This is a genomic window from Desulfatiglans parachlorophenolica, assembly GCF_055394735.1.
The window spans coordinates 3829542-3856470 of record NZ_AP042460.1; the positions used below are offsets into that span (position 1 = coordinate 3829542).

The window sequence follows — 26929 nt, forward strand, 5'->3', positions numbered from 1 at the left end:
GTCACTCTTGAGGGAAGGGACATTCAGGAAACACCAGCTGCGAGGCGAGATCCCGTGGGTCTTCAGCGGGTTTCAGGTGGGGCCTCGGCGGGCGTCCAGAGGTCGTCCTCGACGAGGTACTCATAATCCTGGAAGGTCTTCGCGATCATGATATCCATCGGCTTGAGGTCCTGCCCCTCCTGGTTGATGCGCATGAAGATGTCGCGCACGGCCGGGATGTCGAAGCCCCTGATCCAGATGATGGGAATCCGGTATTCGCGGAACACGCGCAAAAGCTGGTTCAGATGTGAAAGGATCGCTTCGTCGCAGCCTTCCGCTCCTGACATTGCCCGCTGCATCTTCGCATCATCCGTCAGGATCTCCCTCAAGGGGACCAGGAAGGCGGGATCCACTTTCCGCCTTCTGCGCTTCAATTCATACCCGAAAAAGAACGTGCCGTCGACCGCATCGAAATAGAGGGCATGCGCCAGGCAGGGCTCCTGCCTCCCGCGCACCCGCCCTTCCCCCCCAAGAACGGAGATCATGATCGCCGTGGCCCGCTGCTGGCCGTCCAGAATGTAGTGCCTTGGGCCCTTCCGCCCGCTGGCAGCACCGTTGTCCGGGAGAATGTAGCCCCCGATCTTTCGATGGACATGCAGGGAGATGTGGGTCTCCCAGCACAACAGGCTCCCGATGGGGTAAAACCGGTAGAGGCTGTCCCAGAGCCGGATGATCTCCTGGGGCTCCCACACGAACTCCCTTTGAAACGAAGGGATCAGGAGCTCATTGTTGGAGAGCATCCCGATCAGCTCATCCAGTCTGGCTTCTTTGGTGCCTATATCGCGATCCTGGTTCATCCGGATCATCCCTCGAGCATCCCCCCTGGAGTCCGGAGTCTGTAACAGATGAGGATTCCTTTAAAATCTTACGCTCCGCGCCGATCGTTCCGGTTGATGACCTGTGCATCCCGACCCTGCGGCAGACAGCTGGGCAAAGCAGCTTGTAAACCGCAGAGCCGGGACTCCCAACCCCATAAGGGTCTTTACTTTTTGCCTATGGCCGCCAGGATCTTCTCCGGTGTAATCGGCAGGTCCTTGCAGCGATAACCTACGGCGTGATACACGGCATCCGAAATGGCCGGCGCCGAGGGCGAAGCAAGACCTTCACCGCATTCCTTCGCCCCCATGGGCCCCTCCGGTTCATACGTTTCAATGTGCTCCAGGGCGCTGGGCGGCATATCTAGGGCCGATGGCATCTTGTAATCCAGGAAGTTGGGATTCAGGGTCTTGCCGTCCTTCATCACGAACTGCTCCGAGAGGGCGTAGCCCAACCCCATCTGGATCGAACCGGCCAACTGCCCTTCGACTGCACGCGGATTGACCACCGTTCCGATGTCATGCGCCGTCCACATCTGCTTGACCTCGACGAGACCGGTCTCCTGATCGACCTCCACCTGCGCGATCTGGGCACCGAAGCTGAAGGCCGGCGTCACCAGGCCCTTGCCACGCGGCGTGTAGGAACCCCGCGCCACCAGCGGCTCACCGCGGCGCGCCTTCTGGACCATCGCGACCGCATCGCCGAAGGTCATGAAACGGTCGGGCCGCCCCTGCGGGAAGACCTTGCCGTCCCGGCAGACGATCTCATGGATGACGTTCAAGTTGAAGCGCGCCGAGACCGCGCCGAAGAGCTCCGCCTTGATCTTGCGGGCCGCGTCGATCACGGCGTTGCCGGCCATAAGGGTCACCCGGCTGCCCCAGGCGCCGAGGTCGGCCTGCGGGGTCATGGAGGTGTCGGCCGATGTGACCCGGATGTCCTCCATCTTCAAACCCAACTCCTCCGCCAGAATCTGCTTGAGTGTGGTGTCGGAGCCCTGGCCAATGTCCGAGGCCATGGTCAGCAGGTGTGCCGTACCGTCCGAAAAAACCCGGACCTCGGCCGCCGAGAACGGATACTGGGTATTGAACCAGTTGAAAACGCCGCCGGAGATGAAGCTGTAGCACCCGATCCCGATCCCCTGCCCCGGCTTGAGGTTTTTGCGCTTGTTCTTCCAGTCGCTCATCTCAGCGGCCTTCTTGATCGATTCGACGAATCCGCAGCTCGAGATGGTCGCCACATCCGGAATCTTGTCGCCGCTCACCTGCGCATTCTTGAGCCGGATATCGACCGGGTCGATCCCCAGATCCTCAGCCGCCATGTTCATCTGGATCTCGCTTACATAAAGAGACTGCGGCGCTCCGAAACCGCGCATGGCGCTTGCGGGCGGCTTGTTGGTGTAGACATGTTCCCCGTGGAACCTATAGTTCGGATAGCGGTAAAGCATGGCCCCGAAATTGCCGCAAAGAAAGGTGGCCGTGGGCCCCATGGCGTTGTAGGCCCCGCCGTCCAGCCGAATCCGGAGGTCTTTGGCGACCAGGGTGCCATCCTTCTTGAAAGCCACTTTCGAATGGAGCTGCATCGGGTGGCGGCGACGCCCTGTCAGGAATTCCTCTTCCCGGCTGAGGGTAAACTTCACGGGGCGGCCGGTCTTGCGGGCCATCAAGGCGGCGCAGAACTCCCAGGTCCGGAGTTCCATCTTGCCCCCGAACCCCCCGCCGACGAAGGGCTTGATCACCCGGATGTCGTTTTCCCGCATCCCGAGGGTCGATGCGAGAAGGCACTGGACGATATACGGCACCTGCGTGGAGGTCCAGAGCGTGATCCGCCCGTCCAGGTCTACCTGCGCCAGGGCTGAGCACGGCTCGAGATAGGCGGGGCTCACCCCATGCACATTGAACGTGTCCTCCCGGACATAGTCCGCTTCGGCGAACGCCTTTTCCACATCCCCGTACTGGATCTTGCGATTGACGCTGATATTGTTCGGGCAGTATGCATGCAGTACGGGCGCCCCTTCCCTGGCGGCCTCGTTGACGTCGAAGACGGCCGGAAGCTCCTCGTACTCCACCTCGATCAGCTCCAAAGCCTCTTCGGCCGTATCCTTGTCCATGGCGGCCACGGCCGCCACCTCGTCCCCGATAAAGCGGACCTTGTCCACCGCCAGGGGATATTCATCCTGGGTCTCAGGGAACAAACGCCAGTTGCCGTACTTGATCTTGGGAGTGTCTTCGGCCGTAATGACGCACTTGACCCCCGGCAACGCCGCGGCCCGGCTCGTGTCGATCCGGACGATACGCGCATGGGCCACGGGGCTCCGCAGGATCCTCCCGTAGAGCATACCCGGCAGTTTCATGTCGTCGGTATAGGTAGCGGTACCCGTCGCCTTGGCGCGCGCATCGTTTCGCGGTACATCCTTGCCAACCATATTGAATCGTTTCATCGGATTATCCCTTTCCTCGTTCCTTACCGTTTCGCAGCCCGCGCCCGGGCCTCTTCGAGCGCCCGGCGGGTCAGTACCGCCACCATCTGTTTCCGATATTCGGCGCTCGCCCGCACATCCGATATCGGACGCGCCTCGGCGGCGGCCTCTGCAGCCGCTTCCCGGACATGCGCAGCGCTCCATTCCCGCCCGCGCAGCAGATCCTCCGCCTTGCGCGCCCGCATGGGTATTGCGGCAACCGCTCCGAGCACAACGACCGCTTCACGGCAGACGTTTTCCTCCATGGTCACCATGGCCCCGACGCATACGGCCGATATGTCCACCTTGCCCCGCGCGGAGATGTGCTGATAAGAAACACCCGCTCCCCGAGGCGGGGTCGGGACATGAATGGCCGTCATGATCTCGCCCGGCTCCATAGCCGTCTGCCCCGGACCTTTGAAAAACTGATCGAGCGAGAGTCTCCTTTCGCCCTTCGGCCCTACCAGAACGGCCTCCCCCCCCATGGCCACGAGGGTCGGCGCATTGTCGGCGGACGGAGCGGCATTGCAGAGGTTTCCGGCCACCGTGCCCATATTGCGGATCTGGACATTGGCCGTCTTGTTCGCGGCATAAGCCACAGCCGGATAGTCACGAAGGATGTCGGGGTGGGCGGCGACCTCCGCCAGGAGGGCGGTCGCCCCGATCGTCAGGCCTTTCTTGGAATCGACCTCGATGGTGTTCAACCCGGGGATCCCCTTCAGGGCGATCAGGGCCTTCGCTTTCAACATGCCGTGGTTCATCTTCACCACGAGGTCCGTCCCACCCGCCAGGAGATGGGCGTCGGCGCCCTTTTCGGCCAGCAGCTGCAAGGCGGCATCCAAGGTTTCCGGTGCATGGTATTCGAATTTCGGCAGTCTCATCGCTCGCCCCCCGCTTTGGATTGGTTGCGCATCTTTTTGGCGGCCGCCCCGATGGCATCCACGATCTGGTTGTAGCCTGTGCAGCGGCACAGATTGCCCGACAGACCCGCACGGATCTCGCCTTCGCTGGGAGCCGGGTTATGGCTCAGGAGATAATAGGCCGACATCTCCATCCCCGCCGTGCAGAACCCGCATTGGATCGCTCCATCCTCGATGAACGACTCCTGGATCGGATGCAGCTCTTCCCCCGACGCCGCGAGCCCCTCCACGGTGCGGATGTCCTTTCCGCTCACCGAGACCGCCAGGGTCAGACAGGAGCTGACGCTGCGGCCATCGACGATAACGGTGCAGGCCCCGCAGTCCCCTGACCCGCACCCGAGCTTGGTACCGGTCAGATTCAAATCGTCCCTCAGGACTTCGTTCAAGGTCCGCCAGGGCTCCACCAAAAGGGAATAGCGATCCCCGTTCACGATCAATTCAATCTGCTGTTTCATATGCGTTTACCTCCATCCCTGTCCAAGATATAGAATGAGCCGGCTGTTCAGACCCGCCTTTCGCGCCCCTGCCAGAATTCGTCGCGAATCTTGCGCTTCAGGAGCTTGCCCGTTGGGTTACGCGGGAGATCGGACCGAAACTCCACCGACTTGGGTTTCTTGTAACTGGCCAATTTCTGCTTGCACAGGTCGATGATCTCCCGTTCCGTGGCATGCATCCCCTCCTTCAGCACCACCAGGGCCTTGACTGATTCGCCCCAGTAGTCATCGGGGATCCCCACCACCGCCACCTCCAGAACCGCCTCGTGGCCGTAGATGACCTCCTCGACCTCCCGGGGGTAGATATTCTTGCCCCCGCTGATAATCATGTCGTTTTTCCGGTCGACGATGAAGACGTAGCCCGCCGCGTCGCGCCGCCCGTAATCACCGGTGTACAACCAGCCGTTCCGGATGGTCTTTGCCGTTTCCTCCGGCAACTCCCAATATCCGACGGTCATGGCCTCGCTGCGCACGATGATCTCACCCACCTCCCCTACCGGCGTATCGCTCCCATCGTCATCGACGATCCGGACCTCGCAGTCGACGATCGGGCGGCCAGCCGAGGCCAGGCGAGCCATCTGTTCCTCGCTCCCATCGAGCACGTGGTCCTCCGGCCTCAGCGCGGTAGTAGCCGGACCCGTTTCGGTCTGCCCGTAAAGCTGCACGAACCCGCACTTGAAGCGCTGCATGGCCCGCTTCAGCAGTTCGACCGGCATGGGGGAGGCGGCATAGGGCATCAATCTGAAATGCTTCAGGTCGTAAGTCTCGATGTCCTTTGCCTGGAGCATGGCATTGATCATGGTCGGCACAAATTGAGCGGTGGTGATGCGCTCCTTAGCCAGGATCTCGAGGACCTCCTGCGGATCGAAACTGCCCTCCTTCTTGATCACGATCGTGTTCGACATGAGCACATGCCGGATCTGATCCTCGAAGGAGACATGGTAAAACGGCGACAGAAGCAGAACCCGGTCATCGTAGTTCAACCCCAATTCAATAGCACAACTCATGATATTCGTCAAATTGTGATGGTGGGTCCGCATGGCCCCCTTAGGACGGCCCGTAGTCCCCGAGGTGAGGAAGATGCTAAAGATGTCTTCCCGTGAGATCGGGATATCCGGTTCGGCGGCAGAGCCCCTCTCCAATAGTTCCTCGTAGACGGTGAATCCGGAGCCCGGGCCGCTCAGGATCACAGGATGGTCCATGAAGGCCGCCTTCGGTCCGATGCTCTGAATGAACGGTATGAATTCTTTGTCAAAAAAGGCAAATCGAGGCTTGATATAGTCGAAAATGTAACTCAGTTCCCCTTCTTTGAGCAGATTGTTGATCGGAACCAGGATACCGCCGGACTTGGCACAGGCAAAATAAAGTTCTATGAACTCCGGGCAGTTGTGCAGAAGCAAGGCCACCCGATCGCCTTTCTTGAGACCCATCCCCAGCAAACTGTCGGTCAAGCGGTTGACCCGCTGATTGAATTCCCCGTAGGTCAACCGGCGATCACCGAATACCAGCGCTTCCTTCTCCGGAAACCTTGCAGCACTCCTCCTCAAAATATCTCCCAGGCCCATCTGTCTTCCCCCATTCACAGGCTTTCGATTCAAGCTGTTATCGTACCCCGCCATCCCGAAGAGGATAGCCAGGTATCGTGATTAAAAACCGGTTTGCCGAAACGAGGCAGCCAAGATGCCACCGCCTGCCGGAAACATTCGAAGTGGCACTTCAGCATGCTGGCCGGCCCGGGCGCTACACCGAAGCCGGCTCCGCGCCAGGCAACCGCGGCTCGAACATCCTCATACTCCATATTTGATCTTGTCCCAGACATCCTTGTCTTTTTCCGTCCAGCCCAGACCAAATTTCCGGTCGTAGTAGGAACCCAGCCTCTCGAACCACCGCCACCAGAGGCTTTTCCCCCTTTCCCTGGCTTCGAGGATGTCGTTCAGAAAGATCTCGATGTTGGCCATTTCCTCCTTCGGAAGGTAAGACGCCGCGCCGCCGCGCCAGGACCGGGCAGCATCCTCAGGCGTCAAGGCATGCGCCGTCAGCATGACGGGTATCACTTCCCGCTGAATGGCGATGTCCAGGAGGGCATAGCCATCCACCCCCATGATATCCAGGACGGCGATGTCGAAATACTCGGTTTCGAGCTTTTTTTTAGCCTCTTCGAAATGGCTCGCCGTCACGAGATGACACATCGTCAACAATTCGGACAAGGCGTCCAAGACATCCTGCTCGTCATCTACCAGCAAGACCTTTTTGCCTTCCAAAAAATTCTTTCCCTTCATCAGATAACCACTATTTTCATTGCTTGTAATTTGAATATACAGTCCATGGAATACCTAGTTTCCATCCGGAAATGATTCCCCTATAAAACCCAGTTTCCAATCAGGAAATGAGTATTTTTGGCCAATATCAAGGAAATCAAGCGCTTGCGCGGAGGCGACCTGTAGGTCGCCGCACAAGCAAACGTGCATATTGACGCCGAGATTGGCCAAAAAGACCATTTCCGGATGGAAACCACCTACATCTGGATTTCGAATTACATATAAAAACTTTTCACATGTATATCGCATTTACTTTGTCAAGATGATCGGAGGTTGTTATTTCACTGTTCAGAATGCACTTTAATCATATAGAATTTGCGGCAACCACAGCGATAATGGCGGAATATACGCAACCAGGAACAAAATCACGACATACACCAACAAGGCCGGCATGATCGACCGACAGATAAACGTGAACTTCTCCTTTGTCACCGCAACGGCCGTATAGAGGAGCAGACCAAGGGGCGGTGTAATATAACCGATCCCGAACCCCAGGCAAAGAATGATGCCGAAATGCACCGGGTCCATCCCATAGGCCTTTGAGAGCGGCAGCATCACCGGTGTCAGAATCGCCAGGGCCCCGATAATATCCAGGAACGTGCCGATGACCAGCACCAACACAACCGTCATAAACACAAAAACCCACGGCTGCGAGATGTAGCGCATCGTGGTATCGACGAGTACGTTCGGCAGATCCTGCAGCACGATGAACTCTCCGAGGGTCATGGCCCCGGCGATGATAATGACCAGCGTGCCGCTCAGAATCCCCGATTGGACGGCCAGACGCCAGATCTCTTTGAAGGTGACCTTCCGATATAGAAGTGTCTCGATCAGGATGGCGTAGGCGGCTGCCACCACGGACGCCTCGGTGACCGTAAAGACACCGGTATAAATTCCGACATAAAGGATCAAGGGAAGCAGCAGCGACCATCCCGCCCTCCAGAAGGCCCGCCCCATATGCGCCAGCCCCATGAACTGCGTCGCCACCTGTTTCTGGACCCGCCCGTAAGCATAGGCATAAAGGGAAAGCAGCACCATGATCAGCACACCCGGCAGAATCCCCGCCACGAAAACCCGGTTGACGGAGGTGCCGGCGATCATCGCGAAGATGATCATGGGGACGCTCGGCGGAATGATGATACCAAGGATCGAGGACGCCGTCAGGATCCCGACCGAGAACCGCCGTTCGTAGCGGTTCTCGTCGAGGGCAGGCAGAATGATCCCCCCGATGGTAACCAGAGTGGAAATACTCGACCCGGAAATCGCTCCGAACAGCCCGCACGAGTTGACCGCCGCGATCGGCAGCCCGCCCCTCAGCGGGGAAACGATCGCGAAAACCAGATCCACCAGCCGTTTCGCACTCTCCCCCCGCACCATGATATTGCCGAGGAAGATGAAGAAGGGTATGGCGATCAAGGAGTAATTGTCGAGTTTCTTGATGAGGATCTGACCGATGACCGCCATGGGCACCGGAGCAAAGAGCATGAAGCAGACAAACCCCGACAGGAAAAGGGACAGGAAGACGGGAATCCGCATGAAAATGAGTATCAGCAACAACCCGATGGCAAAGGCAAGCAGCAGCATCGTCTAACCCTCTTGTTTTCCGGATGACCGGCCTGCAAAGATTTCACGGAAGCTCAACAGTGTCCTGATGGCGAAAAGCACCGCCGCGAACGGTAATATACCGAAGAGGATCCAGAGAGGGAGGCGCAGCGTAGGGCTCACATTGCTAAAGGCGTACTCCATCTGGACCACCGACATCCCCGCCCAAAAAAAGATCACACAGGCCCCCAGGCGGATAATATTCAACCAGAGGGCAAAAAACTTTCCGCTGCGTGGAAAAATATCGACGATGAAGTCGACCTTGAGTTCGGAGTCGTGCTTGATCCCGGCGCTCGATCCCAGATACACGAGAAGGATCATCAGATAGGTGGAAAATTCGGCCGGCCAGGAAAGGGATGCGTGGAAGATATAACGAAGAATGACATTGAGGACGAGCACCACCAGCGAAACGACCATACAGATGCCGATGCCCCATTCTTCAAATATTGTCAGGATCTTATCGATCTGCCGTATCATGCGGCACACCTCCCTTGCTTTAAGAACGGCGACCCCGCAAGAAAGCGATCAAGCCCTTCTCCGCCGTGCGTTTGTCCAGGTCCCAGGGGATATCCTTCTTTCCGCTTTTCAGTAATGCTTCGGCTGCCGGGAAACGGATCGATCCATTCCGGCCTCTTCGGCGGCCGACCTCTTCTATTCGATCGGTGAGCTCTTCTCGACATCCTTCACAAATTCCAGCACCCTGTCGAACCACTCCGCGCCGATCTGATCGCGCCACTTCGGCCAGACCTTCTCCTGCACAGCCTTCTTGAACTTCGCGTCCTCTTCAGGTGTCAGCGGCGTGAACGTAACCCCCTTGGCCTTCATCGGTCCAATCACTCGGCATTCGTCATAGAGCTGCGCCACGCGCGCCTGGGCTGACGCCTCACGGATGACCTGGACCACCAGGGTCTTCAGATCGTCCGGCAGTTTGTCGTACCATTTTTTGTTCAGGACAATGTACCAGGTGCCGATCACATGGTCGGTCGGCAGGATGTACTTGGTTAAATCGTCCACCTTGAGAAAATGGATCGCCGTGTTCGACTGTTCGATCCCGTCGATCACCTTCTGGTTCAGCGCCGGGTAGACCTCAGGCCAGGGCATGGTGTCGGCGTTCACCCCCCAAGCCTTCCACCAGTCGAGGTTGATCTGCGATTCCGTGCAGCGGAATTTCAGTTTTCCGACTTCTTCGAAGGTGTTGATGGGCTTGGTGCTGGCGATGACATATCGCCCGAACCACATCTGATCGACAAAAACGAGGCCGGTGCGCTTTTCTCCGTATTGGAAGAGTTCATTTCGCAGCTCGTCGTTGGCCAGGAACTTGGTCCATTTTTCGTAGGAGTCCAGGACATAGGGGCAGTAACCGATCCCGAATTCCGGCGCCATGTCGGGCATGATATTCCCGTTGGTGTAAGCGGCCTCGATCATCCCCATCTGGCACTTCTTGGTGATCTCGATTGTATTGCCCAGCTGGAAGCTGTGGAAATATTGCACCTCCATGCGGCCTTTGGAGCGTTTTTCGATCTCGTCCTTTATCCAAACCCCTGCCTTGGCATGCGATTCGATGAGCGGCGTCATATGGGCGAGGCGCATCTTGTATTCAGCGGCCGTTGCGTTGGCGGCGATAAACCCGACACCCATCACGACAATCCCCAGCAGGGTCAAAAATCCTCTTTTCATGACCTTAAACCTCCCTTTTTCAGCTCAGTGATCCATTGCACCATGAGAACCACTCGGCATCCCGTCTGCAGGCTGGGATCCTTTCCCGCCAACCCTCCCGGAAGCCGACAGCCGGGCCGCCCCATGCGATCCGCCCATGGATGCCTCTCCATCAACCACGATGTCGATAAGGATCCCGTAAAACCGGACAGCCACTGCTTACGGTCTCGAACCTCGCTCAGGGTTCGCCCGAACCCTTGGGCTCAATCCGGCGGGAGGGGGCGCTGCACGGTGCAGTCGTCCCCCGACAACCTGTGGCTCCGCCCGCGCGGCCGGGCCCCTGGATCCCGAAAGGCTGTTTCTTGCTACTCGCGGCCGCCCGACTCTCCCAGGATGTCCGCGGGAGCATCCCAGTCGCGCATGGCGTGCATCCAGGGCGCACGGTCCACGAACAGGTCGTGGGCCAGGGGCACCGGCGGGTGCGAACGCCACTTCGGGTCGAACTCGTTTTTGACCTTCAGCAGGAACTCATGGTAATTGGGGCCATACTTCGGACCCGTCAGGTACAGCGGCTGGTGGGGGCCCAGAAGCGAGGTGTAGGTGCGGTTCTTGATGTTCATCTTGGAGGTGTCCACATAGAACTGGTCGACCGGGTCCGTATCGTCGTCCTGATCCCAGTAGATCAGGAACTCCGAGTAGCCCTGGTGCCCGAGCTCGAAGCTCTGGAACCAGCCCGGATCGCCGTAGTCCGGCATCAACGGCGGGGTGTACTTCTTCTTCAGCTCCGCGTAGCTCGGGCCGTGGTCGGGCGCCTGGGTGAGGGACTCGATGACATAGTCGACCGAGACATACCCCCCACACATGAGCCACATGCCGGCCGAGTCGGCGTTCTTGATCCACGACTCGTCAGAGGGCTTGGTCCGCCGGGCCACCCCGCCGACCTCCGTCATGATGTCCATCAGCACCCGTTCGTCGTATTCCATCTGCTCTTCGGACGTGAAGCCGATCAGGAGCACGCGCACGATGAAGAAGTTCGCGATGCTCTCCTCGCTCTCCTTCCCCCAGATGTCCCAGAACTCCTCCTTGCACTCCGCCTTGGCGATGGCGCGCCAGAAAAGCGGTACCTTCGTGACCGCGCCCGCGATCTCGGCATGGCCGATGTTGCGCATGGCCGTCACCTGCGCCTCCTTGGAGGGCACCGTGAAGTTGATCCACTTGATGCGCTTTTCAGGCAGGGCCAAAGCCGTGTTGGGGGAAATACCGGTCGGCTCGAGCCGCTCGGGCTGGAACGGAAGGGTCTTGATCGCCATCCGTGTCACGATCCCGAGGCAACCCCGCAGACCGGTGTAGCCCCTCAGGAGGCCGCGCAGGTCCGGACCCGGACCCTCACCCCAGAAGGGATCGTCGCCGGTGGCCAGGGAGCCCATCCGCAGGATTTCGCCGTCCGGCATCACCACCTCGGTCCCGAGGATCCGCCGGTGCGGCAATCCGATCCGATGGCTCAGCGGCGACCACCCGTCCCCGATCAGGTTCGCGATGGCCGAGGCCTGCGCACCGCCGCCGCCGATCACCACATAGGCCCCATGGCGCATGCACTCCTCCTGGATGGGGGAATAGACCATGCCCGGCCCCACCTCGATATAGAAATGCTTCTCGTCCAGCATGAAGTCGTTCATGCGCTTGAGGTCGATCAGGAGCGCATCTTCGACATGGGGGTGGGAGCGCGGTCCATAAAAGCCGGTGCTGTAAGGCACGTACGGGATGTCGTGGCGGTAGCAGATCCGGACGATCCGCTGCACTTCCTCGGTCGTCCGCGGCATGATGATGCAGCCCGGGATCTTGGTCATGACCCGTTCGTAGCCAAGACCGTTTTCATATCCGCCCGGTCCGCTCCGGTAACTTTCACAGATCACCGGATCGTCCGAGATGTATTCAGGCCCGACAACGGCTGCGAGCGCCTGGTAGATTTCCTTCGCTATGGCTGGCATGATTTACCTCCTTCAGCCTGGGTGTCCATTGATCGAAACAATCCTGTTCTTACAGGTCCCTCGGGCCGGCGGCGGTTCTTGACGGTATTCACCGCTTCTTTTCCGAACCGCGGCCGTTCCAGGTCGAACGCCTGCCTTCCCGGGGGGCGAGACCCGCCTCTATCCCTCGATGGCTGCCAAGATCACTTCCGAGATATCCATGACCTGCACCGGCAGACCGTCTTCCTTCACAACCCGGCTGAAGTTGTTCTTGCACCACGGGCAGGTGGAGACCAGGGTCTCGGCGCCGACGTATTTCACCTCTTCCAGGCGCTCGGCGGCCGCCCAGCGAGCGAAGTCCGGAAAGGCCTCTCCGGTCCCCCGGCCGGCGCCGCAGCAGAAGGCGTTTTCCCGCATCCGGGGCATCTCGACGAGCTGCACGCCGGGGATCGCCTCCAGGATCTCCCGCGGCTGAGCGTAGACGCCATTCGTCCCGCGGCGGCGTTTCAGGCGCGGTTCGACGCATCCCATCCAGCCGCGCTTGCCCTCGTAAGGCGTCCAAGGCTCGCTCAGGCGGCTCAGGCTACACGCATCGTGATAGCTCATGCGCGTCTCGAAGGGCTTGTCCAGGGTCAAAGCCCCATCCTTGATCTTCTCGTCAACGTATTCGACGAGGTGGAGGACCTCGAAGCCCAGGTCCGCGGTCGCGATCCCCAGCAGCTTCGGGTAGTCCACCTTCCACATGCGGTACCCCTCGGCGCAGCTCGTCAGGAGGATCTTGGCCCCGGTCCTGCGGACAGCCTCCACGTTGCGCTCTGCCAGCGCCTTCGCTTCGTCGTAGAGCCCGACCGAAAACAGCGTGTTGCCGCAGCACCACTCATCGGACAGAAGCATGAAGTCCGTGCCGGCAGCCTTCAGGATCCGCGCCGTCGCCCGGGCGATCTCCTTGTTGGTGTAGGATGCGCTGCACCCGACGAAGTAGAGCACATCCGCCTTCTCGGCCGGCGTCACCCCGGAGGCCGCCACCCAGTCCCGGCGCTGCGCGTGCGCCGCGTTGAAGAAGTTGTGCGTCTCGGCGATGTTGGCGGCGATCTTCTTGTGGGCCGGCATCGGTCCGACCCCGTCCTTGACGGCCTTCACCCGGAGTGCCTCCAGGCTCAGCTCGATCTCGAGGTCGAGGTTGCGCTTGCAGCCCACATCGCAGGCGCCGCAAAGCGTACAGGCATAGATGATCTCCAGGGCCTTCTCGTTCCAGTCGAGCACCCCTTCCGCCATGGCGTGGCCGATCCGCATCTTGCCGTAGGCGCCATAGGCATCGAACTCGAATTTCGTCGCACTCGGGCAGCGCGTCATGAACCGCGCCCCGGGCATATAAGTGTGGTCCACCCACGTGCAGCCCTTGCACTTGATGCAGCGGCTCATATCGTAGACGAAGTTCTGGATATCGGTGACGTCCAGACTGAACTCCGCCCTCGGCTTGTAATATCTGACAGCTGATTCCTTGCTCATTGTCCCCTCCTCCTTAGAAGCACAGGTTCCCGGGATTCATGATGTTGTTCGGGTCAAACACCTTCTTCAGCCGCTTGAGGTTCGCGGCATAGGAGGCGGCCCGCTCGTAGACGATCGGCGCGAGTTCCCCGTAGGGCCGTGTAAACACTGCGCCTTCCTTCAGGAAGGCCGCCGCTGCATCGAGGTATAGGCTTCGCACCGCGGCCTTGGCCGCATCGTCCCCCGGATCGTAGAAGAAGGTGAACTCCGGCCGGCAGGCCCGGTTGTGTTCGATCGGCTGGATGTACATCCCGATCTCCTGCGCGGGGTACCCGTGCCGGGTCGCAATCTCCCGGATCCGCTTTACAAAGTGGTTCGCCGTGAGCGGGCGCGTATGGAAGAACAGGCTCTGCGAGGCCCCCTTGACCTGGTTTCGCCAGTGGGGGACATCCGCAGGCCAGGGGTTCCTCAGGACCGACAGGACCCGATGGCGCAGGCCAGGGAAACCGGGGAGATTCTCCCCAAGGTGCATCTCCGAAAACTCGTTCTTGATCACTTCGGCCAGGAAGTTCATCTCGTAGGCGATCTTTTCCTCCGGCCGGCGCAGAAGCCCGCTCACCACCAGGATCAGGGTCCAGGGAGGCAGCGCGGCCTTCATCCGCTCGTAATCCGCAGGCCAGTTCTCCGCCAGAATCGCCGCCAGATCGACCTGGTTCAGCAGCAGCACCTCTTGACCGATGCGCCTGGGCAGGATCCGGTGCAGAAATTCCATGGCGTAGTTCAGGTCTTTGACGGGCGCAAACAGCACCTTGTCTTTGCGGGGGATCGATTCCATCTTGAGGTTCGTCCAGGTCACCACGCCCATCGTTCCCTGCGCGCACTGAAAAAAGCGGTAGAAATCGAGGCCCGGGCCGGACGGATTCGCCCCCTTCGAGGGGCTGTCCGGGTAGCCGTTCACGCTTGCCGACCCCATGCGGAAGATCTCACCCGTCGGCCAGACAACCTCCATCGCCTCAAGCGGCTCGCCGTAATCGTAGACCTGATTCGTCGGCTCTTCACGCTCCATGAAATCGGTCAGGACCGAGCGCTCCGCCGGCGGCGTCAAAGGCATGATCACCCGATAGCCGGCCGCTTTGAGCTCCCGGGTCATCTTCTCCCAGGTCACGCCGGCCTCGAAGCGCACCCGCCGGTTGTCCGCATCGATCTCCAGGATCTGATTCATACCGGTCAGATCCATCAGCAAGCCGCCCTCCTTCGGGATGGTCGCCCCGAAGAAATGCACCTTCGAACTGCAGGGCACCACTGGCAGCCTCGCCTCGTTACAAACCTTGATGACCTCCGAAACCTCGCTCGAACTCTTCGGTTTCACCACACAGCTCGGTGCAGCCGCCCGCGTGTAGCTGTAATCGCCGGCATAAACCTGCAGCCTCGCCGCGTCATCCAAGAAATTCTCCGCTCCGACCACTTCGGACAATCTTCCTTTTACGTCCACGGCTCCCTCCATTTTCTGGTGATCAGGTGATTCTCATTTCATCCTGTGCCGCAAGATTTCCCTCCAGGGGGTGGCGCTCGAGGGAACGGTATCCGGCACTGAATCCACAAAATCTAGACATCAATCATTTGCATCTTGATTGTTAATACTTTAACTATTAATCTATGTCAAGAATTTTAAGGGGTCCGATGCCCGTTTTTCCACGCGTTATTTTCCATCCGGAAAAGAGCATCCGCCACGACAAAGTTTCCAATCCGGAAATGAGGATTTTTTCTTCGCATCCTTCGGGTGCTCAGACCCACCGTTTCGCGGTGGGTCCCGGTTTGCCAATATCAATGAAATCAAGCGTGTACGCGGATGCGATCTGGTGGTCGCCGCACAGGCAAACGTGCAGATTGACGCCGAGATTGGCAAAAAAGACCCTTTCCGGATGGAAAGCAGGCCAGGTCGGGCGAACGTGGGTACACAGATGGCAAACGCGCATCGTCGTTGACGCCGATGCGCTGGAAATAGGCTGTCGGTTCCCTCGAAAAGCGCCGTCATGCCGGTTGGGGAGGCAAAACGAGTGGATTTCGTTGTTGACAATTTATCTATTTATAGCTTAACAATGCTATTAGAAGAAAAGGGAAGGCATAACGAATATGGCAGACAGCGACTATAAAAACGACATGAGCATCGACGAAAAGGTGATGATGGCAATCGTCCGGGTAGCCGAGCGCTTCAAGAAAGAGGCGTCGGCCCTTTTCAAGCACCATGGCCTCACCTTTCCGCAATACAATGTACTGCGGGTTCTCGATGCCTCACGGAACGGACAGAACGCCATGCGGGACGTCAACCGCATCATGCTCGTTTCGGGGGCCAACATGACCGGCATCGCCAAACGCCTCGAAAAAGCGGGATTCATCATGCGGAAAAGCGATCCGGACGACGACCGGGTCAAACGCCTTCAGATCACGCTGAAAGGCCGGCAGGTCTTACAGGACATCGCAGCCGACAAGGAACGGAACGTGAAACGGTATCTCGAATCCTATTCGGAGGAGGACAAGCGCCTTCTGCTCAAGACCCTCGGCAACATCCTCACTCACAAGAAGACGCGTTAGCGCCGAAACCGATCGCGTATGAGAACGGTCAATCCGACGAGCGGGAAACTCCCTTCATTCAGGAGAAGACGGCGAAGCCTCCCTTACCGCTCGGCCTTGCCTCCGCTGATGATCCGAGCACGAAGCGCCTCGGTCGCCGGGAGGTCCAGCGCGAGCGTCCCGGGGTCGATCACAACGCCGTATCTTTCGCGCGCGGCCTCGATCGAAACATAGCCGTTCTCGACATCCTCCCGCACCCTTTCGGGCTCGCGCTCATGCGCCGGGCCGTAGCCGCCGCCGCCGGCCGCGTCCATGGTCACCACGTCCCCGGGCTTGAGTTGGGTCAGGCCATACGGGTTGCCTTGCTCCCCATTGACTAGAAAACGGGCCCTCCCCCCCGCAAGCCCACCGAAAAGCCCTTCAGGCGGGTAGCGGTAGCGGCCGGACTGGATGCCGAGCTTGACCGGCGGCAGAGGCGCATAGGCATCGTCCGGAATTCTGAAGACCACGCGCCGCCCGAGTCCCCCCTTCGTGCGGCCGGCGCCCCCTGAATCGGGCAGCAACTCCCGCCGCTCCACGATGAGCGGGGTGTCGCTCTCGAAGATCTCCACCGGCGTGTTGGCACCGTTGGCCGGAAAGATATAGACGTAGTTGCCGTCGTCGGCCGCGCTCGCCCCCATGCCGCCGCCCCGGATGATCACCGAGTGCCAGGGCTTGCCGTCCTTGCGCCGGCCATAGAAGACATTCATCGTGGCGGGGGTCCCGCCGCTCCCGGCGATCACGCGCGTCGGCACCGCCCCGGCCAGGGCGCGGTAAATGATCTCCGTCACAAAATGCCCGATCTGCATGCGGGCCGCCACCGCCGCCGGAAACCGGCAGTTGACCACGCTCCCCTCGGGCGCCGCCAGGTGGATCGGGGCCGCACACCCGTCGTTGTTGGGGATGTCGGGGTCGAAGATGCTCTTGATGGCCATGAAGACATAGGCATACGTGAAGTTGTAGACCACGTTCCCGCCCCAGTCCACCTGGGGCGAAGAGCCCTCGAGATCTACATGGATGTCGCTTCCCCGGACATCCACCGCGGCCTTGATGACAATGTCCCCCTTCCCTTCCATCTGCTCCACGATCCCCTCGGCTCGGTAGACCCCTTCGGGGACCTTGGCGATCGCCGCCCGCATGGACTTCTCCGTACGTCCGATGATCTCGTCGGCCAGGGCGTCCAGGCTTTCCATGCCGTACTCCGCCAACATCTGGCGTATCTTCTGGGAACAGACGTGGTTGGCGGCGATCTGGGAGCGGATATCCCCGGTGACCTCCTCGGGGGTGCGGACGTTCCAGCGGATCATCTCGAGAACCGCCTCGTTGACCACGCCCCCGTCATAAAGCTTCACCAGCGGGATAAACAGCCCGTCCTCGAAGACATCGTGGTTGTCGGAAGAGACCCGGCCCCCGATATCCGAGTGATGGAAGACGCACGCCGTGAACGCCGCCAGTCTGTCCTGATAGAAGATCGGGCTCATGACGCAGACGTCGTTCAGGTGACCGGCCAGCGCCCACGGGTCGTTGGTGATGTAGACATCGCCATCCTTGTGGCTTTCGCGCGGGATCCGCTCGACCAGCCGCTTGATACCGAGGGCCATGGCGCCTGACTGCCCGGGCGTGGCGAAGGTTCCCTGGGCCAGCTCCCGGCCCCGGCTGTCCGTGAACATGCACGTGTAGTCATGGGCATCCCGCAGAAGGCTCGAGAAGGCGGTGCGGGAAACGGAGCTGTCGGCCTCGTCCACGATCGAGATCAGACGCCGCCAGAGGATTTCCAGGGTGACGGGATCAAAGGTCTGCCCCATGATTACACCTCCTCCATGTCGATCCAGAGAAAACCATAATCGTCGACCGCCACGCGGGCATCTTCTCCCACGATCAGGGTGGACTCGCGCTCCTCGATGATCGCGGGGCCCTCGAATTCCGCCCCGGCAAAGAGACGGTAGCGGTCATAGACCGTGTACGGAACGAAGTCCCGGCTGACCCCCGAGAAGGCCGGGCGCTTCCCCTTTACGGCGTCCCCGAGGGTTCCGCCCGTCCGAGGGCATTTCGGGAGCTGCAGCAGCCGCTCGGGCAGGCTCGCGCGCACCTTGAAGTTGATGAACTCGACCGGCGAATCCTTGTAGGTCCGGCCGTAAAGCCTTTCATAGATCTCGTCGAAGGCCGCGCGGATAAACCCCTTTTCGACCTTGGCAAAATCGCCCCCGGGCACGAGGACGTTGGTCTCCGAACCCTGCCCGACGAAGCGCACGTCCACAGAGCGCTGAAACGCGACCGCCTCCCCCCCGGCCTTCTGGAGCGTCCGGGCGCCTTCCGCCTCCATCTCCCTGAAGATGGCCTCGAGCGAAGCGAAATCGGCCTGCTCCAGAGTCACCTTGTGGCTCCGCACGAGGTCGAAGGCCCTGGGGGCCGTGAAAAACCCGAGGGCCGAGCCCACTCCGGCATTCGGCGGCACGATCAGCCGCGGCGCGCCGAGCTTCCTGGCCAGACCGTAGGCATGCACCGGCCCGGCTCCCCCGAAGGCCGCCAACGTCACCACGTTCGGATTGCCGCCTTTTTCGGCGATGTGCGTCTTGGCCGCCGCAGCCATGGTCTCGTTGATCAGGTCGTGGATCCCCCAGACGGCCTGCAGAAAGCTGACCCCCAGCGGCCGGGCGATCCTCTCTTCCACCCCGCGGCGAGCGGCCTCCAGATCGAGCTTCATCTCGCCGCCCAGGAAGTAGTCCGCGTCCAGATACCCGAGCAGCAGATCCGCATCGGTCACGCAGGGATCCGTCCCTCCCCGGCCGTAGCAGATGGGACCGGGGTCCGCGCTCGAGCTTTCCGGACCGACCTGGAGCGTCCCCATCCGGCTCACCTTGGCGATGCTGCCTCCGCCCGCGCCGATCTCCATCAGGTCCACCACCGGCACCTGGATCGTGAGGCCGCTTCCCTTCATAAAGCGCTGCACACGCCCCACCTCGAAGGTCGGCACCACCCCGGCCACACCCCCCTGAATGAGGCAGGACTTGGCGGTGGTCCCCCCCATGTCGAAGCAGAACATCTCGGGCAGATCGAACAGCCGGCCGTAGTACTGCCCCGAAATCACCGCCGCGGTCGGCCCCGACTCGATGATCCGGACCGGGAATTCGGCGGCGGTCTCCACCGACGTGATCCCCCCGCTCGACAGCATGATGAAGAGCTTTCCCTCACAGCCGATGTCCTTCAACCGCCCTGATAAACGGGAGAGGTAACGGCCGGTCAGGGGTTTGACGTAGGCATTGGTGGCCGTGGTGCTCGTCCTCTCGTATTCGCGGATCTGCGGCAGGACATCATAGGAGATGGAAACAGGCAGCCCGGGCGCCTCCTCTTGGACCAGGGCCTTCAGCATCTGCTCGTGGGCGGGGTTCTCGAACGAGTTCAACAGACAGACCGCGATCGATTCCACCCCCGCATCGAGCAGCCGGCGGATAACCACGCGGCCCTCCCCGGGGTCGAGCGGCTTCAGGACCGTCCCGTCGCTGCGGACCCTCTCGTCCACTTCGAGCCGGTACCGCCTCGGGATCAGCGGTTTGGGGAATTCAGCGAAGGTGTCATACGGCGCGTAGCGGATCTCGCGGCCCAACTCCAGGACATCGCGGAACCCCTTGGTGGTGATCAGCCCCGCCCTGGCTCCCTTGCGCTCGATGATGGCGTTGATGACCAGGGTCGTTCCGTGGATGACCTCGTCGAGCTGACCGACAAAAGCGGGGGCCTGCCGCTCCATTTCCCGGATGCCCTGCACCACGGCATCCGAAGGGTCCTTCGGTGTCGTAAGACATTTGTTGATCGTCAGTTCGCCGGTCTGGTCGTCGAGTAGAACGAAATCGGTGAACGTTCCCCCAATGTCACAACCCAATCGAAAACGCTTGTGGGACATGCCCGTTCCTCCCTTTCAAGGTTCTGACCCGAGGCGGTCAGGGCCCGGCCGGAAATTCGAGCCACCCCCGATCAGCCTCCGTCGCCGTCCCGCCCGCTGCCTGTCCGTCATCCCCGGTTTTTCGCTTGACACCATTCTTGTACACAGTATACAGATTATAGTAAAGGAAAAAATGGCGGAAACTCCCGCCCCCGGTTAGACGAGTCGAGGGGCCCCGTCCCTCAGGAGATCGGCGATGAATCATGCAAAAAGGCTGTACCCGGCTGCCTTCAATCCCCTCTTCCACAGACCTGAACGGCCCCTGCCGGATGCGATCGGCGTCGTCGGCGCCGGGACCATCGGGCCGGACATCGGTTATTACCTCAAGAGCGCCCTCCCAGGAAGCGCGCTCATCCTGGTCGACTTGGCCGAACCTCCGCTCCTAGCAGCCGAAAAACGCTTCGCAAACTACGCCTGGAAAGCCGTTCAGCGAGGCCGGATGCCTCAGGAAAAGGCCGACCGGATCCTCGAAAACATCCGCTACACGACGGATTACCGCTGTCTGGAAGGCTGTCAATTGGTCATAGAGGCCGCCTCGGAGCGGATCCCGCTCAAACGGGAGATCTTCGCCCGGATCGAGGAGATCGTTTCCCCTGGAGCCGTCATCACCTCCAACACCAGTTCGATCCCTGCGAACCGCATCTTTTCCGAACTGCGGCGGCCGGAGCGCGCCACGGTCACCCATTTCTTCGCACCGGCCTGGCGCAACCCGGCTGTGGAGGTGATCCGCTGGGAGAAGGCCGACCCCGAGACCGTGGCCTACCTTTGCTGGCTATTCGCCATGACCGGCAAGGCCCCCGTTGTCACGGACAATGTCATCTGCTTCATGCTGGACCGCGTCTTCGACAACTGGTGCAACGAAGCCGCCTTGCTCCTCCCTCGGGCGACCGCTGCGCAAATCGACGGCATTGCCGAAGAATTCGCCTCTGCGGGCCCGTTTTTCGTCCTGAACCTGGCGAACGGCAATCCCATCATCGTCGAGGCCAATACCCTCCAGATGGAGGAAGGGACTCATTACCGACCGGCCTCCATCCTTCAGTCGGTCGAGCGGTGGAACACCCCTCGGCCCGGAAGCGGACCGGATGTCCCGGCCGATGTGAGACGGATGGTGCGCGATCGGCTTCTCGGGGTCCTTTTTTCGCAGGCCTTTGACATTATCGACCGAGGCATCGGCACAAAGGAGGATTTGCATTTTGGATGCCAGGTCGCCCTGGATTTCAAGAAGGGACCTTTTGACTTCCTGGCGGACCAGGGTGAAGCGGAGGCTGGACGGATCATGAAAAGATTCGAGGCGGAGCGCCCCGGATTCCCCCGGGCAACGGAACCCTTTCCTTTGTATCTCGATTACAACCGCTACCTCCTGATCGACGACGTGGACGAGGTCAAGGTCATCACCATCCGGCGGCCGCAGGCCAGGAACGCCCTCAACCTCTCCATCATGAAGGAAATCCTTGCCGTCCTGAAACGGTACACCCGGGATCCGGCCGTCAAGGGATTCGTTCTGACGGGCTATGGACCAACCGTCTTTTCAGCGGGCGCCGATATCGGCCGGTTTCGAGAGGTTCTCGGCCGCTTTGACGCTTCGATCGCCTATGCCCACGAGTGGGCGGAGGTCCAACGGTTCCTCGACCGGATGGACAAACCCGTGGTGGCCGCCGTAAACGGCATGGCGCTCGGCGGCGGACTCGAACTCGCCATCCGCTGCCACGCGATGGTGGCGACCCGCAACGCCTTTTTCCAGTTCCCGGAAATCACGCTCGGCATCCTGCCCGGCATCGGCGGCTGCATCGTGCCTTACCGTAAATGGCCGCAAAGCGCCGCCCGCTTCCACGACATGCTGTGCCTCGCAACACCGCTCAGCGCCGAAGAGGCCTTCGGGGCGGCGATCGTGACGAGCCTCTCCGTCGACTATGCCGCCTTGATCCAGGATGCCGCCGCTGCAGCCAAGGCCCTCCAGGGCCGCATCCCGCGCATCCCCGATGGAAAGATCGCGCTGCCGCCCTTCAACCTCCCCGACGAACCCAGGTCCGGGCCCCTGCGTTTGAGCAGGGAGGCCCTGTCCGTGATGATCGAAACCATCGAAGCCGGGGCAGCCGCAACGACCTTCGAAGCGGCCCTCGAAGCGGGATACCGCGGTTTTGGACAAATCGCCTGCCTGGATGCAGCCAGAGAGGGGATTTCAGCATTCCTGGAAAAACGGAAACCGGTCTATGAAAGATAAGCGGCCTCCGGCCGGCACCGGCCGGGTGGATTCAGCCCCGAGCAGTAACCAAAAAACTGAAACCTTCCTCCGCGGGACCCTCGAGGCCGGCGCCGCTCCTGCTCCGAGCAGGAGTTGGGCGTCCAGCCGCGATTCACCTGCAGTTTCTTGCCAACCCGGCTGAAGAAGCCATCCACCCACGGATAACCCCGTTTACGCCGCCTTTTTCCGCTCCTTCAAGGCCGCCAGGATCTTCTGAGGGGTGATGGGCAGATCCGTGATCCTCAGACCGATCGCATCGTATACCGCGTTCGCGATCGCCGGGGCCGTCGGCACCAGACCGGGCTCGCCCACACCCTTCGCCCCGAACGGCCCCTCCGGGTCGTGCGTCTCGACGCAGGTGATGTCGATCGGAAAATCCACGTCGGGCGCCGAAAGGATCTTGTAATCCAGGAAGTTGGGATTCATGTTGCGGCCCTTGTCCGTCTTGTATTCCTCGCAGAGGGCGTAGCCGAGGCCCTGGACGATCCCGCCGTAGATCTGCCCCTTGATGGTCTGCTGATTGATCACCTGGCCGACGTCGTGCGCCGCCGCGAACCGGAGGATCCTGATCCGGCCGGTCTCGGTGTCCACTTCGACCTCGGCGCCCTGGGCCCCCGTGATATAGGCCGCCGACATGTTGCCCCGGCAGGTCTTCATATCGATCATCTGGTTGCAGGGGTCATAGAAGGCCTCCGTGACGATCATCGTCCCCTGCTCCTTGAAGTGCGCCTCGCGCAGGATCTCTTCGAGGCTCAACTGCAGGACCGGGTTGTCCGGCTCCTCCCGGAAAAAGACCATGCCCTTCCTCAGGTCGAACTCCGAAGGGTCGCAGTAGCGCTCGTAGTCGAGGTCCGGTATCTCGAAATCAGGCTCCTTCTTCTTCCGCAGCTTCATCCGGAAGTGGACCCGCGGCATGAAGTGCTCGGCCGCCAGTTCGAAGATCTTCTTCCTCGCCTTCTGGGCCGCCTGGATGGCCGCGTTGCAGGAGGTGAAAGCCCCCCGGCTCGCATGCGTCCCGACATCCCACGGACAGGTGGCCGTATCTCCCGACACCACCATGACCCGGTCCGGGGTCACGCCCAGCGCCTCGGCGGTCGCCACCGCCAGTGCGCTGTTGAACCCCTGCCCCATCTCGACCCCGCCCGTAATCACCGAGACATGGCCGAAGTCGTCCAGCTTCATGATGATCCCGGTGCCGTCCGAGCGGTAGACCCGTCCCGAGCCGCCCACGTGAAAAAGCGAGGCCATGCCCACCCCGCGGGCCTTCCCACGCTGCTGCCCCCGCTTGGCCTTCCAGTCCAGCTTTTCAGCGACCGTCTTCAGGCACTGTTCGTGCCCGCAGGAGGTGATATGGAGCCCCATCGGCGTGATATCGTTCGGGATGTTGCAGTTCATGAGCCGGAACTCGTAAGGGTCGATCCCCGCCGCCTCCGCAAGCTGGTCCAGATTGCTCTCGAGCGCCCAGGCCGCCTGCGGATTCCCGTATCCGCGCATGGCCTGACAGTAGGTGTTGTTCGTGTAGACGATGGTCGTCTCGTAAAAGACGTTGGGCACGCGGTACAGGGATGAGATCGGCAGCATCATGACGCTCGGCGTCGTCGCCCCCCAGGAGGTGTAGGCCCCGTTGTCGAGCAGCATGCGGATCTCGCGGAAGGTCAGCTTCCCCTCACGGTTGCACCCCTGGATGATCTGCGTCCGCGTGGGCTGCCGGGGTGAAAGATAGGCGAACTCCTCTTCCCGGTTGAGAACGATCTTCACCGGCCTTCCGGTCTTGTAGGCGAGAAGGATCGCGATGTACTCATAGCCATGGGTGTCCAAGCCCGTCCCGAAAGAGCCCCCCAGCGCCGGCACGATCACACGGCTGTTCTTTCCCTTCAGCCCCATGGCCGCCAGGGCGGCGTTGAAGTCATTCTGCGCCAGAAAAGGGATCTGGGTCTTCGTGTGGATGATCAGGTTGCCCTGCAGGTCGAACTCCGCCACGCACCCCGCCGTGCCCATGCAGCACTGCTGGATGAGCGGCGTCGAAAAGCGGCCCTCGGCCACGAAAGCGGCCTCCTGCTTCGCCTTCTCGACGTCCCCGGAGACAAATTTCCACGGGACGGGCACACGGTTGTCCTGTTTAGGCCGACCCCTGGTATCCGTCTCGTGGATCAGCGGGGCCCCTTCCCGAAGGGCCTCTTCCGGGTCGAAGACGGCGGGAAGCTCTTCGTATTCGACCTCGATCAGATCCACCGCCTCCGCCGCAATGTCCGGGTCGATGGCAGCCACCGCCGCCACTTCGTCCCGAAACTGCCGCACCTTGTCCCGCTTGAGGGCCAAGTTGTCCTTGATGAAGCCGATGCGGACCTGCGGCGTGTTGAAGCCTGTAATCACCGCTCGGACCCCCGGCAGGCGCTCGGCCCTGGAGGTGTCGATAGCCTTGATCCGGGCATGGGCATATCGGCTGTACTTGATCTTGCCAAACAGCATGCCCGGCCTCATGAAGTCGTGAATGTAAACGGCCTTGCCGGCCGCCTTGTCAGGGGCGTCCGGCCTTGGAAGCTCGGTGCCGATATAATCGAACTGCGTCATGTTCTCCCCTCGTCTCCTCACATCCGGAAGTCCCGGTCGGACGGGCACACCAGCAGGGCGTACCCCTCATGAAGCCTTTTCAGGCCGCCCCTTCCTCCGCCGCCCGTCGTATGGCGTCCACGATCTGGAGGTAGCCCGTGCAGCGGCACAGATTGCCGGAGATCCCCCGCCGGATCTCGGCCTCATCCGGATGCGGCGTTTCGTCTAGCAGCGCCTTGGCCGACAGGATCATACCCGGCGAACAGAAGCCGCATTGGACGGCGCCATGCGCTACGAAGGCCGCCTGAACGGGATGGAGGCGGTTTCCCTCCCCGACCAGACCTTCGATCGTGGTAACGGTTTTATCCGCGATCTCGAAGGCAGGATAGAGGCATGAATCCACGGGGATCCCATCGACCAGAACCGTGCAGGCCCCGCACTCTCCCTGACCGCATCCCACCTTCACGCCGGTCAGCTGAAAATCCTCCCGCAAGACCTCCACGAGCACCCTGTGCGCCTCCACCTCGGCGGAAACCTCGTAACCGTTCAAACGAAACCGGATTTCCTTCTTCATCGTTCCTCCCCTGGATAACCCCGCCATCCGGACGCGATCTTTCAGATCATCCCGGATCTACACCCGGTTTGCCGGACGCTTCATCAAAGCACCCCCTCGTTCCCACCCGGAAATGGCCTTTATACCTCGCCGCCAATCTGCGCGTTTGCTTCTACTCCGAACTACCCCATGCCCCCTCCTCCCAAACGCTTGACCCCTTTGACGCAGCCCCGAAGGGGTGGAGCTGCGCCGGCAAAGCCTTCGAAGAAAAATCCTCGTGTCCGGATTGGAAGCCTGGCCGTATGGACAGCCATTGTCGGACAAACACCCTCCATCACATGGAGCCGCCGACCGCCTCGAGCGCCTGCAGCAGACCCCTCTTGACCAGAACACCCGCCACGGCCCGTCGGTATTCCTCCGTGGCGCGAACATCGCTGATGGGCCGGACCTCCTCGGCGGCCTTCGCGGCGGCGGCCTCCAGGAGATCGGGTTCGATCCTGCGCCCCTCGATCAGCTCTTCCGTCCGGCGCAGCCGGAGCGGTACCGGCGCCACGGCACCGGCCGCCAGCCGGCAGCGGCGGCAAACGCCGCCCTCCATCTCGACCAGGACGGCGGCGTTGACCACGGCGATATCCTGACTCACGCGTCCGATCTTCAGAAAGGCGGTGCCGGTCTTTCCGCCCGGCGGCGCCACCTGGATGCCGGTCAGGATCTCCCTCGGCTCCTTGCACGTCTGCCCAGGCCCGGTGAAGAAATCCTCGATCGCCACCTCCCGGACCCCACCCGGGCCTTCCAGCTTCAGCCGCGCCTCCAACACGAGGAGCGGCGGGGCGCAGTCGGCGGAGGGGGCGGCGTTGCAGAGGTTGCCGCCGATTGTGGCCACGTTACGGACCTGCGGATTGGCCAGCACCCTCACCGCCTGAAACAATGCTGGGAAGGCGCGCGCAAGGGTGGGCGATCTTTCCATCTCTCTGAAAAGACACATGCCTCCAAATCGCCATGCACCGTTCTGGGTCATCCCGTGCAGCTCCGCAATCCCCCTCAGGGAAACCAGCGCATCCACGGCCATCGTCCGCTGCTTCAAGCGCACGATGAGGTCGGTGCCCCCGGCGATATACCTGGCTTCACCACCCTGTTTTTCCATCGTCTTCAGCGCATCCTCGAGGGTCTGAGGCTGATGGTATTCAAACTTTTTCATCTTTAGCTACGCCCCTTTTTGAGCGGCGATCCCACGGCCGGGTATCGCCGCTCAATCAAACGTGCAGGTTGACGCCGAGATCGG

21 protein-coding genes are annotated in these 26929 nt (G+C 61.0%); 2 read left to right on the plus strand and 19 right to left on the minus strand.

Features of this window, described 5'->3' with window-relative positions:
* Positions 1–62 precede the first annotated feature (62 nt).
* The 14 genes from ACZ500_RS17890 to ACZ500_RS17955 all read right to left on the minus strand — a co-directional run bounded on the left by ACZ500_RS17890 (position 63) and on the right by ACZ500_RS17955 (position 15731).
* The gene (locus tag ACZ500_RS17890) at positions 63–836 is read right to left on the minus strand and encodes a DUF262 domain-containing protein (protein ID WP_464228777.1); all 774 of its coding nucleotides are present in this window, start codon (positions 834–836) and stop codon (positions 63–65) included.
* Positions 837–1021: 185 nt separating this feature from the next.
* Positions 1022–3292, minus strand: coding sequence for a xanthine dehydrogenase family protein molybdopterin-binding subunit (locus ACZ500_RS17895; protein ID WP_464228779.1), 2271 nt, complete (start codon positions 3290–3292; stop codon positions 1022–1024).
* Between the two features lie 23 nt (positions 3293–3315).
* Positions 3316–4191 (minus strand): FAD binding domain-containing protein, encoded by an 876-nt coding sequence (locus ACZ500_RS17900; protein ID WP_464228780.1) that lies wholly within the window; start codon positions 4189–4191, stop codon positions 3316–3318.
* On the minus strand, positions 4188–4685 hold the full coding sequence (locus ACZ500_RS17905) for a (2Fe-2S)-binding protein (protein ID WP_464228782.1): 498 nt from the start codon (positions 4683–4685) through the stop codon (positions 4188–4190). Before ACZ500_RS17905 ends, ACZ500_RS17900 begins: the two co-directional genes overlap by 4 nt.
* 47 nt (positions 4686–4732) lie before the next feature.
* Positions 4733–6289, minus strand: a complete 1557-nt coding sequence (locus tag ACZ500_RS17910; protein WP_464228783.1) for a long-chain-fatty-acid--CoA ligase — start codon at positions 6287–6289, stop codon at positions 4733–4735.
* A 222-nt stretch (positions 6290–6511) separates the two neighbouring features.
* Positions 6512–6985, minus strand: a complete 474-nt coding sequence (locus ACZ500_RS17915) for a response regulator (protein WP_464228784.1) — start codon at positions 6983–6985, stop codon at positions 6512–6514.
* Between the two features lie 72 nt (positions 6986–7057).
* The gene (locus ACZ500_RS17920) at positions 7058–7222 is read right to left on the minus strand and encodes a hypothetical protein (protein ID WP_464228786.1); all 165 of its coding nucleotides are present in this window, start codon (positions 7220–7222) and stop codon (positions 7058–7060) included.
* Between the two features lie 120 nt (positions 7223–7342).
* Complete coding sequence (locus ACZ500_RS17925; RefSeq protein ID WP_464228787.1) at positions 7343–8626, minus strand: TRAP transporter large permease; 1284 nt, start codon at positions 8624–8626, stop codon at positions 7343–7345.
* Positions 8627–8629: 3 nt separating this feature from the next.
* Positions 8630–9121 carry a TRAP transporter small permease gene (locus tag ACZ500_RS17930; protein WP_464228788.1) on the minus strand — a complete coding sequence of 164 codons (492 nt, stop codon included), beginning with the start codon at positions 9119–9121 and terminating at the stop codon, positions 8630–8632.
* 174 nt (positions 9122–9295) lie between these two features.
* Complete coding sequence (locus ACZ500_RS17935; protein ID WP_464228789.1) at positions 9296–10321, minus strand: TRAP transporter substrate-binding protein; 1026 nt, start codon at positions 10319–10321, stop codon at positions 9296–9298.
* 344 nt (positions 10322–10665) lie between these two features.
* Entirely contained in the window at positions 10666–12288 is a 1623-nt protein-coding gene (locus ACZ500_RS17940; RefSeq protein ID WP_464228790.1) for an FAD-binding oxidoreductase, read from the minus strand.
* A 159-nt stretch (positions 12289–12447) separates the two neighbouring features.
* Positions 12448–13776 (minus strand): (Fe-S)-binding protein, encoded by a 1329-nt coding sequence (locus ACZ500_RS17945; RefSeq protein ID WP_464228791.1) that lies wholly within the window; start codon positions 13774–13776, stop codon positions 12448–12450.
* 13 nt (positions 13777–13789) lie between these two features.
* The gene (locus ACZ500_RS17950) at positions 13790–15247 is read right to left on the minus strand and encodes an FAD-binding oxidoreductase (RefSeq protein ID WP_464228792.1); all 1458 of its coding nucleotides are present in this window, start codon (positions 15245–15247) and stop codon (positions 13790–13792) included.
* Between the two features lie 292 nt (positions 15248–15539).
* Positions 15540–15731: a hypothetical protein gene (locus ACZ500_RS17955; protein ID WP_464228794.1), complete on the minus strand. Its 192-nt coding sequence runs from the start codon at positions 15729–15731 to the stop codon at positions 15540–15542.
* 157 nt (positions 15732–15888) lie between these two features.
* On the opposite strand from ACZ500_RS17955, the gene ACZ500_RS17960 reads away from it, so the two are divergent.
* The gene (locus ACZ500_RS17960) at positions 15889–16347 is read left to right on the plus strand and encodes a MarR family winged helix-turn-helix transcriptional regulator (protein ID WP_464228795.1); all 459 of its coding nucleotides are present in this window, start codon (positions 15889–15891) and stop codon (positions 16345–16347) included.
* Positions 16348–16430: 83 nt separating this feature from the next.
* Here the strand turns inward: ACZ500_RS17960 and ACZ500_RS17965 are convergent, their stop codons facing one another.
* Both ACZ500_RS17965 and ACZ500_RS17970 read right to left on the minus strand, forming a co-directional pair.
* Entirely contained in the window at positions 16431–18170 is a 1740-nt protein-coding gene (locus ACZ500_RS17965) for a hydantoinase B/oxoprolinase family protein (protein ID WP_464228796.1), read from the minus strand.
* 2 nt (positions 18171–18172) lie between these two features.
* Positions 18173–20263 (minus strand): hydantoinase/oxoprolinase family protein, encoded by a 2091-nt coding sequence (locus ACZ500_RS17970; protein WP_464228797.1) that lies wholly within the window; start codon positions 20261–20263, stop codon positions 18173–18175.
* Between the two features lie 235 nt (positions 20264–20498).
* Here ACZ500_RS17970 and ACZ500_RS17975 point away from each other — a divergent pair, with 235 nt between their 5' ends.
* Positions 20499–22523, plus strand: a complete 2025-nt coding sequence (locus tag ACZ500_RS17975) for a 3-hydroxyacyl-CoA dehydrogenase/enoyl-CoA hydratase family protein (protein ID WP_464228798.1) — start codon at positions 20499–20501, stop codon at positions 22521–22523.
* Positions 22524–22715: 192 nt separating this feature from the next.
* On the opposite strand, the gene ACZ500_RS17980 is transcribed toward ACZ500_RS17975, so the two are convergent.
* The 3 genes from ACZ500_RS17980 to ACZ500_RS17990 all read right to left on the minus strand — a co-directional run bounded on the left by ACZ500_RS17980 (position 22716) and on the right by ACZ500_RS17990 (position 26845).
* Positions 22716–25136: a xanthine dehydrogenase family protein molybdopterin-binding subunit gene (locus ACZ500_RS17980; RefSeq protein WP_464228799.1), complete on the minus strand. Its 2421-nt coding sequence runs from the start codon at positions 25134–25136 to the stop codon at positions 22716–22718.
* Positions 25137–25194: 58 nt separating this feature from the next.
* Entirely contained in the window at positions 25195–25668 is a 474-nt protein-coding gene (locus tag ACZ500_RS17985) for a (2Fe-2S)-binding protein (RefSeq protein WP_464228801.1), read from the minus strand.
* Between the two features lie 313 nt (positions 25669–25981).
* Positions 25982–26845 carry an FAD binding domain-containing protein gene (locus ACZ500_RS17990; RefSeq protein WP_464228802.1) on the minus strand — a complete coding sequence of 288 codons (864 nt, stop codon included), beginning with the start codon at positions 26843–26845 and terminating at the stop codon, positions 25982–25984.
* Between the last annotated feature and the right edge of the window lie 84 nt (positions 26846–26929).

Excerpts from the sequence above, each read along its gene's own strand:
- ACZ500_RS17890 (WP_464228777.1), bottom strand. The coding sequence starts at position 836 with ATGAACCAGGATCGCGATATAGGCACCAAAGAAGCCAGACTGGATGAG.
- ACZ500_RS17895 (WP_464228779.1), bottom strand. The coding sequence starts at position 3,292 with ATGAAACGATTCAATATGGTTGGCAAGGATGTACCGCGAAACGATGCG.
- ACZ500_RS17900 (WP_464228780.1), bottom strand. The coding sequence starts at position 4,191 with ATGAGACTGCCGAAATTCGAATACCATGCACCGGAAACCTTGGATGCC.
- ACZ500_RS17905 (WP_464228782.1), bottom strand. The coding sequence starts at position 4,685 with ATGAAACAGCAGATTGAATTGATCGTGAACGGGGATCGCTATTCCCTT.
- ACZ500_RS17910 (WP_464228783.1), bottom strand. The coding sequence starts at position 6,289 with ATGGGCCTGGGAGATATTTTGAGGAGGAGTGCTGCAAGGTTTCCGGAG.
- ACZ500_RS17920 (WP_464228786.1), bottom strand. The coding sequence starts at position 7,222 with ATGGTCTTTTTGGCCAATCTCGGCGTCAATATGCACGTTTGCTTGTGC.
- ACZ500_RS17925 (WP_464228787.1), bottom strand. The coding sequence starts at position 8,626 with ATGCTGCTGCTTGCCTTTGCCATCGGGTTGTTGCTGATACTCATTTTC.
- ACZ500_RS17930 (WP_464228788.1), bottom strand. The coding sequence starts at position 9,121 with ATGATACGGCAGATCGATAAGATCCTGACAATATTTGAAGAATGGGGC.
- ACZ500_RS17935 (WP_464228789.1), bottom strand. The coding sequence starts at position 10,321 with ATGAAAAGAGGATTTTTGACCCTGCTGGGGATTGTCGTGATGGGTGTC.
- ACZ500_RS17940 (WP_464228790.1), bottom strand. The coding sequence starts at position 12,288 with ATGCCAGCCATAGCGAAGGAAATCTACCAGGCGCTCGCAGCCGTTGTC.
- ACZ500_RS17945 (WP_464228791.1), bottom strand. The coding sequence starts at position 13,776 with ATGAGCAAGGAATCAGCTGTCAGATATTACAAGCCGAGGGCGGAGTTC.
- ACZ500_RS17955 (WP_464228794.1), bottom strand. The coding sequence starts at position 15,731 with ATGCGCGTTTGCCATCTGTGTACCCACGTTCGCCCGACCTGGCCTGCT.
- ACZ500_RS17960 (WP_464228795.1), top strand. The coding sequence starts at position 15,889 with ATGGCAGACAGCGACTATAAAAACGACATGAGCATCGACGAAAAGGTG.
- ACZ500_RS17965 (WP_464228796.1), bottom strand. The coding sequence starts at position 18,170 with ATGGGGCAGACCTTTGATCCCGTCACCCTGGAAATCCTCTGGCGGCGT.
- ACZ500_RS17970 (WP_464228797.1), bottom strand. The coding sequence starts at position 20,263 with ATGTCCCACAAGCGTTTTCGATTGGGTTGTGACATTGGGGGAACGTTC.
- ACZ500_RS17975 (WP_464228798.1), top strand. The coding sequence starts at position 20,499 with ATGAATCATGCAAAAAGGCTGTACCCGGCTGCCTTCAATCCCCTCTTC.
- ACZ500_RS17985 (WP_464228801.1), bottom strand. The coding sequence starts at position 25,668 with ATGAAGAAGGAAATCCGGTTTCGTTTGAACGGTTACGAGGTTTCCGCC.
- ACZ500_RS17990 (WP_464228802.1), bottom strand. The coding sequence starts at position 26,845 with ATGAAAAAGTTTGAATACCATCAGCCTCAGACCCTCGAGGATGCGCTG.